The sequence below is a fragment of the Nocardioides agri genome, from assembly GCF_013778305.1.
GTDB classification, from domain to species: domain Bacteria; phylum Actinomycetota; class Actinomycetes; order Propionibacteriales; family Nocardioidaceae; genus Nocardioides; species Nocardioides agri.
In genome coordinates, this window is the sequence record NZ_JACEIC010000001.1 from 496,282 (window position 1) to 508,873 (window position 12,592).

The 12,592-nt window shown below is 72.8% G+C and carries 12 protein-coding genes; 6 read left to right on the forward strand and 6 right to left on the reverse strand.

Annotated elements, in window-relative coordinates; genetic code table 11:
• Positions 1-3 precede the first annotated feature (3 nt).
• Positions 4-753, forward strand: a complete 750-nt coding sequence (locus HZF07_RS02560; RefSeq protein ID WP_157346752.1) for a nucleotidyltransferase domain-containing protein — start codon at positions 4-6, stop codon at positions 751-753.
• 1 nt (position 754) lies between these two features.
• On the opposite strand, the gene HZF07_RS02565 is transcribed toward HZF07_RS02560, so the two are convergent.
• Genes HZF07_RS02565 through kstD form a run of 3 tightly spaced genes read right to left on the reverse strand, consistent with a single transcriptional unit; the run spans position 755 to position 4,403 of the window.
• The gene (locus HZF07_RS02565; RefSeq protein WP_157346754.1) at positions 755-1,810 is read right to left on the reverse strand and encodes a PP2C family protein-serine/threonine phosphatase; all 1,056 of its coding nucleotides are present in this window, start codon (positions 1,808-1,810) and stop codon (positions 755-757) included.
• 56 nt (positions 1,811-1,866) lie between these two features.
• A complete protein-coding gene (locus HZF07_RS02570) occupies positions 1,867-2,715 on the reverse strand; it encodes a MaoC/PaaZ C-terminal domain-containing protein (RefSeq protein WP_157346756.1) in 849 nt (282 codons plus the stop codon).
• Positions 2,715-4,403 carry a 3-oxosteroid 1-dehydrogenase gene (gene kstD / locus HZF07_RS02575; RefSeq protein ID WP_157346759.1) on the reverse strand — a complete coding sequence of 563 codons (1,689 nt, stop codon included), beginning with the start codon at positions 4,401-4,403 and terminating at the stop codon, positions 2,715-2,717. Before kstD ends, HZF07_RS02570 begins: the two co-directional genes overlap by 1 nt.
• 35 nt (positions 4,404-4,438) lie before the next feature.
• Here kstD and HZF07_RS02580 point away from each other — a divergent pair, with 35 nt between their 5' ends.
• From HZF07_RS02580 to HZF07_RS02600, 5 genes are all read left to right on the forward strand, one after another.
• Positions 4,439-5,227: a 2-keto-4-pentenoate hydratase gene (locus tag HZF07_RS02580; RefSeq protein ID WP_181644678.1), complete on the forward strand. Its 789-nt coding sequence runs from the start codon at positions 4,439-4,441 to the stop codon at positions 5,225-5,227.
• Between the two features lie 4 nt (positions 5,228-5,231).
• Positions 5,232-6,149 carry an acetaldehyde dehydrogenase (acetylating) gene (locus tag HZF07_RS02585; protein WP_157346761.1) on the forward strand — a complete coding sequence of 306 codons (918 nt, stop codon included), beginning with the start codon at positions 5,232-5,234 and terminating at the stop codon, positions 6,147-6,149.
• A complete protein-coding gene (gene dmpG, locus HZF07_RS02590) occupies positions 6,146-7,237 on the forward strand; it encodes a 4-hydroxy-2-oxovalerate aldolase (protein ID WP_157346763.1) in 1,092 nt (363 codons plus the stop codon). The genes HZF07_RS02585 and dmpG overlap by 4 nt, the downstream gene beginning before the upstream one ends.
• Before the next feature lie 93 nt (positions 7,238-7,330).
• A complete protein-coding gene (locus HZF07_RS02595; RefSeq protein WP_157346765.1) occupies positions 7,331-9,625 on the forward strand; it encodes a 5'-nucleotidase C-terminal domain-containing protein in 2,295 nt (764 codons plus the stop codon).
• Between the two features lie 45 nt (positions 9,626-9,670).
• Positions 9,671-10,036, forward strand: coding sequence for a hypothetical protein (locus HZF07_RS02600; RefSeq protein WP_157346767.1), 366 nt, complete (start codon positions 9,671-9,673; stop codon positions 10,034-10,036).
• A gap of 4 nt (positions 10,037-10,040) precedes the next feature.
• Here HZF07_RS02600 and HZF07_RS02605 read toward each other — a convergent pair whose 3' ends face one another.
• From HZF07_RS02605 to HZF07_RS02615, 3 genes are all read right to left on the reverse strand, one after another.
• Positions 10,041-10,925 (reverse strand): DMT family transporter, encoded by an 885-nt coding sequence (locus tag HZF07_RS02605; protein ID WP_157346769.1) that lies wholly within the window; start codon positions 10,923-10,925, stop codon positions 10,041-10,043.
• A 79-nt stretch (positions 10,926-11,004) separates the two neighbouring features.
• On the reverse strand, positions 11,005-12,075 hold the full coding sequence (locus HZF07_RS02610; protein WP_181644679.1) for an NADH:flavin oxidoreductase/NADH oxidase: 1,071 nt from the start codon (positions 12,073-12,075) through the stop codon (positions 11,005-11,007).
• Positions 12,072-12,590, reverse strand: a complete 519-nt coding sequence (locus HZF07_RS02615; protein ID WP_181644680.1) for a mismatch-specific DNA-glycosylase — start codon at positions 12,588-12,590, stop codon at positions 12,072-12,074. Before HZF07_RS02615 ends, HZF07_RS02610 begins: the two co-directional genes overlap by 4 nt.
• Positions 12,591-12,592 lie beyond the last annotated feature (2 nt).

A 12,592-nucleotide genomic window follows, 5' to 3' on the forward strand; every position in this document is an offset into this window, starting at 1 on the left:
CCGATGCACGACGATCGCCTGAGGGCCACGCCCGCCGTCGCCGACCTGGACGCGTCCCTGCCCGCGACGGTGGTCGGCCTGTACGTCGGCGGCTCCGTCGCCACCGGCGACTACCGGCCGGCGATCAGCGACATCGACGCAGTGGCGCTGCTCGACGCGCCCGTGCGTCGCCCGGCGCGCGCGCAGCTCGTCGCGCTCCACCAGCGACTCGGGCGTGAGCACCCGGAGGGCGGAGCCCTGCACTGCGTCTACGTCCCGCGCGAGCAGTCGGCCGACCCGGATCGCCGGCACTGGACCTGGGCGGAAGGCGAGCTCTTCCGTCGTCCGCTCAGCCGGATCGGACGCGCCGAGCTGCTGGCCGACCCGGTGGTGGTGCGCGGTCCCGCGCCGGCGACGTGGTTGCCGCCGGCGACCGGCCACGACGTCCGGGACGCGGCACTGGCCGAGCTGAGCGGCTACTGGACCCGCGCGCTCCGCAAGCGCGCGATCTGGCGCCAGGACCTCTACGTCGACCTGGGCCTCACCGTCTGGGCCCGCGCGGAGGCCGCGATCGAGGACGGTGTCCTGATCACGAAGACCGAGGCGATCGCCCGGATGTCGGGGCGCGGCCTGCCGGCGGACATCGTCGACGGCGTACGGCGCCGGCGGGCCGGCGACCGGGTCGAGCTGAGCAAGGCGCAGCGCGAGGAGCGCGCCGTGGTGGTCCGGAGCTTCCTGAGGGCCGAGGTGGCCCGGCTGCTGGCGACCCGGTGAGCTACGCGGGCTGGTGCTCCAGCAGCACCACGGCGAGGTCGTCGCCGAGCCGGCCGCCGTGGACGTGCTGGTGCACGGCGTCGAGGACCCCGTCGAGCGGGTCCGGGTCGCTGAGCGCCGCGCCCAGCGTGGTCAGGTCGAGGAACTCGCCGCGCGCGTCGCGCGCCTCGCTCAGCCCGTCGGTGTAGAGCAGCACCCGGTCGCCCGGGCCCCAGGTCAGCTCGGTCGTCGTGAACGTCGCCGGGAGACCGGTCCCCAGGGGCAGGCCCTGCGCGACCTCGGCCGACTCGAGCTCGCCCGACCGGTGCCACACGAGGGCCGGGGGGTGCCCGGCGCTGACCAGGGCCAGGCGGTCGGGTCCGATCGGCTCGACGAGCAGGGCGGTCACGAACTCCTCGTCGTCGAAGAACGGGGTGAGGTAGGCGTCCATGTCCTCGACGACCTCCAGCAGCGTCGGCTTGCTGGCCGCGGCCTGACGGAACGCGCGGATGACCCGGGCGGCCTGCTCGACACCCTCGATGCCCTTGCCGCGCACGTCGCCGATCAGCAGGCGGGTGACGTCGCCCTCGTGGTAGCAGTCGTAGAGGTCGCCGCCGACGAGGGCGCCCTGGACGGCGGACGCGTACCGGGCGCTGATCTCCATGCCGCCGGACGAGGCCGGCAGCACCGGGAGGATCGCGCGCTGGGCGACCTCCGCGATCCGGGCCAGCTCGGCGTACTGCTGCTCGCGGCGCACGCGCACGCCCGCGATGAGCGTGGCGGCGCCGCCGACGAGCGCGACGTCGAGGACGCGGATGAGGTGCTGCGAGCTGCCGAATCCTCCGTTCCAGGCGCCGGAGGCGACGGCCGCCGCCAGCGCGAGCAGCGCGATGACGGCGGTGCCGCGGGCGGGGACGAACGCGCAGGCGATGAGGGGAGCGAGGGCGAACAGGACGGTCAGCACCGCGACGGACGCGTCGATCGACGCGTCGAGGATCACCAGGCCCGCGAGGGTCGCCAGCGAGGCGATCCACCCGATCCTTCGGGCACGCTGATCCTGGGTCACGTCCTTGTCCATCGGCTGATCGTGCCCGATCGGGAGCAGTCGGGCGGCATCAATGCCGCAGGAACCGCTCAGAAGGTGTCGAGGAGCACGTCGCCGAGCACCGGTGCGCCGTCGCGCTCGCCACCGGCCACGGTGGCCGACGCGACGATCCGGTCGCCCTCACGCCACCCCCGCACGCGGATCGTCTCGCCGGGGAAGACGACGCCGGCGAACTTCACCGCGAACCCGGCCACCCGCGTCGCGTCGCCGCCGAGCAGCTCCTCGGTGAGGGTCCGCAGGACGATGCCGTAGGAGCACAGCCCGTGCAGGATCGGTGCCGGGAAGCCCGCCGCCTTCGCGAACTCCGGGTCCGCGTGCAGCGGGTTGCGGTCGCCGCAGAGCCGGTAGAGCAGCGCCTGCTGCGGCCACACGTCGTACGTCGTGTCCGTGTCGGGCGCGCGCTCAGGGACCTCGACCGGCTCCGATGAGCCGCGCTCGCCGCCCCAGCCGCCCTCGCCGCGCACGAAGATCGACGACCTGGTGGTCCACAGCCGCTGGCCCTCGGGCGAGCAGGCGGTGCCCTCCTGCCAGATGACCGCGGCCTTGCCCTTGTCCCAGATGTCGCTGATCCGGGTGGTGACCGTGGCCGAGCCGCACGGGGGTATCGGCCCGGCCACGGAGATCGACTGAGACCCGTGCACGACCTGGGCGAGGTTGATGTCGCACCCCGGCAGGTCGAGCGGCGGCGGGTCGCTGGCGTGGAACGTCGGCGCGACGACACCGAACGACGGCAGCACCTGGAGGCCAGCGGTCTCCAGGGTGTAGGAGAGGTCGGTCGCGCCGAGCGCGAGCTGGTAGAGCAGCACGTCGCTCTCGGTCCACGAGAAGTCGACCGTGCCGAGCTCGGCGCCGATGGCGACGTCGGGGTCGATGGGCATCAGGACTCCTGCGCGATGGTCTCGGCGGCGAGGTAGCCGAAGGTCAGGGCGGGGCCGATGGTGGCGCCCGGGCCGGCGTACGTGTGGCCCATGACCGCCGACGAGCAGTTGCCGGCGGCGTAGAGGCCGGGGATCACGGACCCGTCGGCGCGCAGCACCCGCGACCGCTCGTCGGTGACCAGGCCGCCCTTCGTGCCGAGGTCGCCCGGCACGATCTTGACGGCGTAGAACGGGCCCTCGTCGATGGCGTGCAGCGACGGGTTCGGCTTCACCGTCGGGTCGGAGTAGTACTTGTCGTAGGCCGACTCGCCGCGGTGGAAGTCCTCGTCGACGCCGGCCTGCGCGAAGCCGTTGAAGCGGTCGACGGTCGCGCGCAGCGCCTCGGCCGGGACCTCGATCTCGGCGGCGAGCGCCTCGATGGAGGACGCCTTCCTGATCGTGCCGATCTTGTACCAGCGGCCGGGGAAGGGCTGGCGCGGGAAGAGCCCGGCGAAGACGTAGCGGTTGCGGTAGCGCTGGTCGATGATCATCCAGCTCGGGACGTGCCCGACGCCGGTGGCCTCGCCGTCGTACATGGCGTGCACGGCCTCGACGTACGGCAGCGCCTCGTTCATGTAGCGATGCCCGGCCTGGTTGACGATGATCGAGCCGGGCAGGTTGCGCTCGGCCAGCGCGAACCACGGGCCGGACGGCAGCGGGATCGTCGGACCCCACCAGGAGTCGTCCATCAGGTCGACCTGCGCGCCGGCGGCGATGCCGGCGAGGATGCCCCCGCCGGTGTTGAACTCCGAGCCGGTCGTCCAGTCGACCGACGTCGGCTGCGGCTGGTACTTCTCGCGCATCTCGAGGTTGCGCTCGAAGCCGCCGCTGCCGAGGATCACGCCGCGTCGCGCGCGGAGGACCCGCTCGTCGTCCCCCTGGCGCACCCGGACGCCGACGACGCGGCCCTCCTCGAGGACCAGGTCGGTGAGCTCGGTGTCGTAGTGGACCGGCACGTCCGCGTCGACGAGGCCTTGGCGCAGCCCGATCGCGATCGCGTTGCCCATCGCGAACATCTTGCGCCCGAGCACCATCGCGACCAGCCGGCGCAGGAAGATCTTGGCCATGGTCGCCGGGCCACGCAGCGTGCGCAGGCCGAGGCTGATCTTCCGGAAGTCGGCCTGCGTCACGATCAGGTTCGCCGGAGCCTTGGTGTACTGCGGGTGCAGCCGCTTCAGCTCGTCGCCGAGGAAGCGCGCGTCCATCGGCACCGGCTCGCAGGAGCGGCCCGCGGCGCGGCCACCCGGCGCCTCGGGGTGGTAGTCGGAGTACTGCGGCACCCAGGTGAAGCGCACCGGCGTGTGCTCGTGGATGAAGTCCAGCGCCTCGGGGCCGCGTGCGAGGTAGGTGTCGCGGCGCTCCTTCGGCACCACGTCGCCGACGATCGAGTCGAGGTAGGTGCGCGAGAGCTCGGGATCGTCGGACTGGCCCGCCCTCTTCAGCGCCGAGTTGTTGGGGATCCAGACGCCGCCGCCGCTGCGCGCCGTCGACCCGCCGAAGTAGGAGCTCTTCTCGATCAGCACCGTCTCCAGCCCGCGCTTCTTGGCGGCGAGCGCGGCGGTCATGCCGGCGCCACCCGCGCCGACCACCACGACGTCGACGCTCTCCGGAAGCGCGGCCGGGTGCGCGGCCGAGAGGGGGGGCGTCATGGCGAGAAACTGTAACAGGTTCTACTATCGACCCCGTGACCTCCCAGGACTCGATCTCGGCTGCCGTGGCGCGGCTCGCACAGGCGCAGGAGACCCGGGTGCCGTGCGCCCCGGTGCGCGACCTGATCGGCACCGACGACCTCGCGGCGGCCTACGCCGTCCAGCAGGGCCTCGTGCAGGGCCGGCTCGAACGCGGCGCGGTCGTCGTGGGCCGCAAGATCGGTGCGACCTCGAAGGCCGTGCAGGACCAGCTCGGCGTCGACCAGCCGGACTTCGGCTACCTCCTCGACGTCATGGACGTCAGCAGCGACGACCCGATCTCCATGCGCACGCTGTTGCAGCCGCGGGTCGAGGGAGAGGTGGCGTTCCGCCTGGCCCGCGACATCGACGACGACGAGATCACGCTGGAGGCGGTCCGCGACGCCGTCGACGTCGCCCTGCCGGCGTTGGAGATCGTCGACTCCCGCATCGCCGACTGGGCGATCGGCTTCACCGACACGGTCGCCGACAACGCCTCCAGCGGGCTCTTCGTCGTCGGCACGGACGGTCGCACGCTCGAGGAGCTCGAGCCGCGCGACGTGACGATGTCGCTGGAGATCAACGGCGAGGAGCGCTCGGCCGGCACCGGCGCCGCCTGCCTCGGCGACCCCCTGGAGGCGCTGCGCTGGCTGGCCGTCCAGGCGCAGCGCTTCGGCGACCCGCTGCGCGCCGGCGCCCTGATCCTGTCCGGGGCCCTGGGCCCGTTCGTGCCGTTCGCCCCGGGGGACCGGGTCGTCGCGACCATCAGCGGCTTCGCGCCGCTCAGCGTCACCTTCGAGGAGTGATCAGATGTCCAAGCTGACAGCAGCCATCGTGGGGCCGGGCAACATCGGCACCGACCTGATGTACAAGCTGTTGAGTTCGGAGGTGATCGAACCTCGCTGGATGATCGGGGTCGACCCGTCATCGGAGGGGCTGCGGCTCGCCTCGGAGAAGGGACTGGAGGCGTCGCACGAGGGCGTGGACTGGTTGCTGAAGCACGACGTGCTGCCGGACCTGATCTTCGAGGCGACCTCGGCGTACGTGCACCGCGAGTACGCACCGCGCTACGAGGAGGCCGGCATCCGCGCCGTCGACCTGACTCCGGCAGCGGTCGGTCCGGCCGTGATCCCGCCGGTCAACGGCCAGGAGCACGTCGGCGCGATGAACGTCAACATGATCACCTGCGGTGGGCAGGCCACGATCCCGATGGTGGCCGCGGTGTCGCGGGCGGCCCAGCCGTTCGGGGGAGTGTCGTACGCCGAGATCGTCGCGTCGGTCTCGTCGGTCTCGGCGGGGCCGGGGACGCGCGCCAACATCGACGAGTTCACCCGCACGACCGCTGCCGGGGTGACCGAGATCGGAGGAGCGGCGGAGGGCAAGGCGATCATCATCCTCAACCCGGCCGAGCCGCCGATGATCATGCGCGACACGATCTTCTGCGCGGTCGCGCCGGACGCCGACCGCGACGCGATCGTAGCTAGTGTCTTCGCGATGGAGAAGGCGGTCCAGGAGTACGTGCCGGGCTACCGGCTGCTCCAGGAGCCGCAGATCGACGACCCGTCGCCGGCCACCCGCGGCCAGACGAAGGTCTCGATCTTCGTCGAGGTCGAGGGCGCGGGCGACTACCTGCCGCCCTACTCCGGCAACCTCGACATCATGACCGCCGCCGCCACGCAGGTGGGCGAGAACATCGCCCGATCGATCCAGGGGAGCGTGCTCGCATGAGCGACATCAACGCCCTCACTCGCACCTGGTCCGGCACCCACGGCGACGACCCGTGGGGCACGCTGGACCTGCGCCTGACCGACACCTGCCTGCGGGACGGGTCGCACCACAAGCGGCACCAGTTCACCGCGCAGGAGTGCCACGACATCGTCGAGGCGCTGGACGCCTCCGGCGTACCGGTCATCGAGGTGACGCACGGCGACGGCCTCGGCGGCTCGTCCTTCAACTACGGGTTCTCGAAGACCTGGGAGCAGGAGCTGATCAGGATCGCGGCCGAGACCGCGAAGCGCGCGAAGATCGCGTTCCTGATGCTGCCGGGCGTCGGGACCAAGGACGACATCCGGGCGGCACAGGACAACGGTGGGCAGATCTGCCGGATCGCGACCCACTGCACCGAGGCCGACGTGTCGATCCAGCACTTCGGGCTCGCGCGCGAGCTGGGCCTGGAGACCGTCGGGTTCCTGATGATGTCCCACACCCAGCCGCCCGAGGTGCTGGCCAAGCAGGCGCGGATCATGGTCGACGCGGGCTGCCAGTGCGTCTACGTCGTCGACTCGGCCGGTGCGCTGATCATGGAGCAGACCGCCGACCGGGTCTCCGCGGTGGTCGCCGAGATCGGCTCGCAGGCCGACGTCGGCTTCCACGGCCACGAGAACCTCGGTCTCGGCGTCGCCAACACGATCATCGCCGCGCGAGCCGGCGCGACGCAGATCGACGGGTCGGTGCGCCGCTTCGGCGCCGGCGCCGGCAACACGCCGCTGGAGGCGTTCGTGGGGGTCTGCGACAAGCTCGGCTGGACCACGGGGATCGACTTCCTGCAGATCGTCGACGCGTCCGAGGACGTCATCAGGCCAGCGATGCCCGAGGAGTGCCAGCTGGACCGGATGACGCTGATGATGGGGTACGCCGGCGTCTACTCGTCGTTCCTCAAGCACGCCGGCAACGCGGCCGACCGCTACGGCGTCTCCGGCGCGAAGATCCTGCTCGAGGCCGGGCGCCGCAAGCTGATCGGCGGCCAGGAGGACCAGCTCATCGACATCGCGCTGATGCTCAAGGCGGAGCAGGAGAAGCTCGAGGCGAACTCCTGAGGGATTCGGATATGTGAACCATCATGGTGAGGGATTCACGAATCTGGACACAGTTCTTGACTCTGTGTGACCGCCGCCCTACGTTCTGGCCCCATGACCGTGCTCTCGAGGCCCGCTCGCGCCTGCCTCTCCGCCCTGACCCTGCTCCTCACCGCGGTCGGTGCCGTGGTCGTGCAGCCCGCGACGGCAGCGGTCGGCGGCGACGTGATCGCGTGGGTCGAGGTCGAGAACGGTCTGCTCAGCGGCGGCCCCGCCTTCAACTCCGGCGACCACGGCAACTTCTCGGGCACCGGGTCCTACACGTTCCGTGAGACCGGGATGACGTCGACGATGAGCGTGACCGCACCGGCGGCCGGCGTCTACCCCGTCTACGTGCGCTACGCCGCTGGTCCGCTCGGTCCGGACGAGAACGTCACCCGCTCGATGGGGCTCCTGACCAACGGTGGGGCCCGCCAGCTGATGACCCTGCCGATGACGAGCTACACCGACTGGGAGACCTGGCGCTTCGTCAGGTACGACGTGGTGCTCGACAAGGGCGCCAACACCATCGCGATCCAGTGCGACCGGGCCACGGACTTCTGCCGCCTCAACTTCGACGCCATCCAGGTCGGCGGCACCGCGCCCGACCCGTGCGCCGCGGCTCCGACCGATCCCGGCTACACGCCGATGTTCGACGGCACCTTCGACTCCCTCGACCGCTGGCGCAAGGCCGGCGCCGGTGGCTTCGGCCGGCAGACCGGCTGCTTCATCCGCGGGCTCGGCGGCCGCGGCGCGACCTGGTACCTCCAGCAGCAGACCGGCGACTACACGCTGCAGCTCGACTGGCGGCTCCCCGCGAGCGATCGGCAGTCGAGCGTCTACCTCGCCTCGAGCAGCCGCAGCGGTGCCGACCCCGTCGGCGGGTTCCGCATCCCGATCGGCACCGGCACCGGGGCGATCGTGCCTACCGGCGGCACGGCGCGACCGGCCGACGCCGCGGCCGTCGCCAGGGCGCTGAAGCCGGTCGGTGAGTGGAACACCTACACGGTCCAGGTCACGGCCGCGCGGATCCGCGTCCTGCTCAACGGCACGTTGGTGAGCTCCTTCGACCCGCCGGGCGCCATCTCCACGACCGGCCACGTCGGCCTCGAGAACAACTCGGTCGGGAACGGCGTCGACTTCAAGGACATCGAGGTCCAACCCGGCGTCGAGCTCGGCAGGATCGCGGCGCCGGCGCGCCGGGCCGTCAGCCCGGCCGGCGAGTCGTCCCTGGGCAACCTGGTGGCGGAGGCGGAGCGGTGGGCGAGCGGCGCGCGGATCGCGTTCGTGCACCCGGAGGACCTCGGCGCCGACCTGGTCGGCCGCGCCGGCGGCTACCCCGCCACGGTCACCCAGCAGGAGGCGGCGTCCGTGCTGCCCTCCGACGACACGTTGGTCACGACCACGCTGACCGGGCAGCAGGTGCGCGGCGTCCTGGAGCAGCAGTGGCAGGGCCTGTCGGCGCGGCTCGGCACGTCGGCCGGGCTCTCCTACACCTTCGACCCGACCGCGGCCGCGGGCTCACGGGTGACGGGCCTCTGGCTCGACGGCACGGCGGTCGACCCGGTGGCCAGCTACGAGGTCGTGGCGACGGGGTCGCTGGCCCTGGGCGGGGGAGCGCCGCACGACACGGGGCTGACCGGCCAGGACGCGCTCGCGGCGTACCTCGAGGCGGTCGCCGGCATCACAGCAGGCAGCAGCCCGCTCCGGCCCGACGTCACCCACCACGCGGTCGGGGTCGCGTTCCCGGGTGGGGCGCGCGCGTCGTACGCCGCCGGCGAGGCGGTCGCCGTCGACCTGAGCGCGCTGGCCTTCTCGGCACCCTCGGACCCGAGGGACACCTCAGTGCAGGTGAGCCTGGGTGGCCGGGCACTGGGCGCGTTCCCGGTCGACGACCAGGGGGCGGCCGCGGTGCGCACCGCCATCCCCGTCGACGCGCCGCCCGGCCCGGCGATCCTCGCCATCGCCGGCACCACGACCGGCACCACCGTCCGGCTGCCGATCAGCGTCCTGGCGGCGCCGGCCGCAGGTGGCGGCGGCTCCGCCCTCCCCAGCCCGCCCGTCGTGGAGAAGGCGCCCGCGAAGATCGTGGCCAAGGTCCGGCCGAAGCGGGTCGTCGCCCGGACGACGAGGGCCAGGCTCGCGGTGGTCGTCAGCGCGACCGGCCCCACCCCCACCGGCGCCGTCAAGGTCAAGGTCGGCACCAGGACCTACCTCGGCCACCTGCGGAACGGCACGGCCACCGTCCGGATCGCGCGGTTCGCGAAGGCCGGCACCGTCCGGGCGACGGTGAGCTACCTGGGAGACAGCGCCACCGCGCCGGCGTCCGAGACCATCAGGATCAGGGTGCTGCGCGCCGTGCGGCGGTAGCCACCGAGCCTTCCCAACCCCCAGCGGAACTGTCACGCTGCTGGGGTGTCCGGCTCGTACCCGACAACCCGCCCGCGGATCACCGACGCCCAGCTGACCGTCGGTGTCGTGGTCGCGACCGACGTCGCACTCGTGCTGTTCGTGCTGCTGCCGGAGCGGAACCCCGACCTCCCACTGCCAGCAGGGCTCGACGCGCTGTGGATGCTGGGCGCCGTCGCGACCGTGTTCCTCGGCCCCGTCGCAGCCGGGCTGGCGGCGTACGCCGGCGCGAGCGCCCTGGTGCTGCACGGCAGGACGTTGGGCGCCTCGGAGCGGCGCTCCTCCCTGCTGACCCTGGCGCTGGCGGCGGTCTTCCTCATCGGGTTGGCCCTCGCCTGGGGAGCCGACGGGCTCGTCTGGTTCGGCGACTGACGCCTCACGCCCGTCGTTCCCGCGCCGGCTCCACACCGATCGCGCTCCTCTGCGGGCCGTCGTCCGCGGTGCGACCGAGCACGAAGACCCCGGTCAGCACCACGGCGAGTCCGCCGCACTCCAGCGCGAGGGAGAGCGCCGTCCCGCTCGGGCGCTCGGCGAACACGACGACCCCGAACGTCAGCGCGACGAGTGGGTTCACCAGGTTCAGCATCGGCAGCGACTCGGGCAGCCGGGTCCGGTTGTAGATGTGCTGGTTGAGCAGGAAGCCGGTGACACCGACGGCGACCATCGCGTAGAGCGGCCAGCTCATCAGGAGCTCGCCCCCGGCGCTCCAGACGCTGGTCGTGGACTTGATCGCCCCGGCCATCAGGCCGAAGACGATCCCTCCGGCCGTCCCCAGCAGCAGACCGCCGTGCACCGGGAAGCGCGCGGCGGCACGGAGCGCCACCGCGGCGCCCGCGGCGCCGAGTCCGAGCAGCAGGGCGGCCGCCCGCCCGTCCGGCTGGTCGTCGCCGCCGGTCGGGCCCGCCCCGACCAGGAACAGTCCCAGCCCGACCGCGGTGATCGCACCCCACACGACGGTGCGGCGTGGCGGTGCCCGGTGGTCGAGCAGGTCGCGGAAGACCATGGCGAAGAAGAGCGCGGTCACGGCGAGCGGCTGGACCAGCGTGAGCGAGCCCAGGTGCAGCGCGACGGCGTGGAGGGCGAGACCGAGGAGGGACGCCGCGACGCCGAGCCGCCACCGCCACTCGGCCAGCACGTGACGGGCCAGGGCGGCGGCGCGGGCGCCCCGCTCCGCGCCCGAGGCGCCGTAGTGCATGAGGGCGGTCGACCAGCCCGCGGCCACGGCCGAGGCGAGTGCGACGGCCGCCGCCCACCAGCTCACGCGGCCACCTGCCTCGTCACGGCACCTCCTGCGACCGGCGTCGGAGCACTCTCAGGGCCAGTCTGCACTCCGGAGGCGGTCAGCGGGCAGCCCGGCGGTACTGCACCGGCCACAGGTCGGTGTCGGTCTCGCCGAGCTCGTACGCCGCGCGCAGCGGCCAGTGCGGGTCGCGCAGCAGCTCGCGCCCGAGGAGCACCACGTCGGCCGAGCCGTCGGCGAGGATGTCCTCGGCCTGCTTGGGCTCGGTGATCAGACCGACCGCCCCCGCGGGGATGCCCGCCTCGGTGCGGATGCGCCGGGCGAACGGCACCTGGTAGCCCGGGTCGGTCGGGATGTCGGCGAGCACGTTGCCGCCGCTGGAGGTGTCGACGAGGTCGACGCCCTCCGCGCGCAGCTGCGCGGCGAGCCGGACCGTCTGGTCGGCGTCCCAGCCGCCCTCGCTCCAGTCGGTCGCGGAGAGGCGGACGACCAGGGGGAGGCCGGCCCCGACCCGCGAGCGGACCTCGCGCACGACCTCGAGGACGAGGCGCACCCGGTTGTCGAAGCTGCCGCCGTACTCGTCGTCGCGGTGGTTCGAGAGCGGGGAGAGGAACTCGTGGAGCAGGTAGCCGTGCGCCGCGTGCACCTCGATGACGTCGAAGCCGGCCGCGACCGCCCGCTCGGCCGCGTCGCCGAAGGCGGTCACGACCCGCCCGATGCCGTCGGCATCGAGCGGCTCGGGGTCCTCCCTCAGGCCCGGGAAGGGCACGGGCGAGGGGCCGACCGGGCGCCAGCCGCCGTCGGCGTCCGCGACGCCGCCGCGCCGGCCGGCGAAGCCGGAGTACGTCGAGGCCTTCCGGCCGGCGTGCGCCAGCTGGATGCCCGCTGTCGCGCCCTGGCCGTGCACGAAGTCGACGATCCGGCCCCACGCCGCCTGCTGCTCGGCGTTCCAGAGGCCGGTGTCCTCCGGCGAGATCCGGCCCTCGGGCTCCACCGCCGTCGCCTCGGTGATGACGAGGCCCGCTCCGCCGCGGGCGAAGGAGCCCAGGTGGACCAGGTGCCAGTCGTTCGGGACGCCCTCGACCGCGGAGTACTGGCACATCGGCGCCACCCAGATGCGGTTGCGGATCGTGACGCTGCGAAGGGTGATCGGGGTGAAGAGATGGCTCACGTAGGCCGCAACCGGGGGTCGCCGTCGACCATTCCCGCGAGGTCGCGCCACCAGGAGAGGCGGTTCGGACGGCCGTCGTAGTCCCTGCGCTGGTTGGCCCCGCTGACGCCGGGCAGCACGAACACCTGGGCGGGACCGAGGTGCCAGTCGACGGGACCGAGCCCGGGGCGTCGTACGCCGAGCGCGCGCGCCGCCTCGTGTGCGACCCCCTTGCTGGTGAACGCGATCCACTCGGGCTGCCAGCGCCCGAGCTTCTCGACCAGTGCGTCGATCTCGACCCAGCGCGGGTCCCAGTGACCGACGAGGTCGGTGAGCCCCAGGCCGAGGTCGGCGACGATCCGATCCTCGTCGGGTCGCAGCTGGCGCGACGACAGGCCACTGAGGTGCAGCGACTGCCAGAAGCTGTTCCCCGGCGTCTCGTAGTAGTGGTCGCGCAGCTTGGTGCTGGCGGCGCCCGCCAGACCGCAGAAGACGATCACCGGCTCCGGGGCGACGATGTCGGGCAGGACCTCCACCC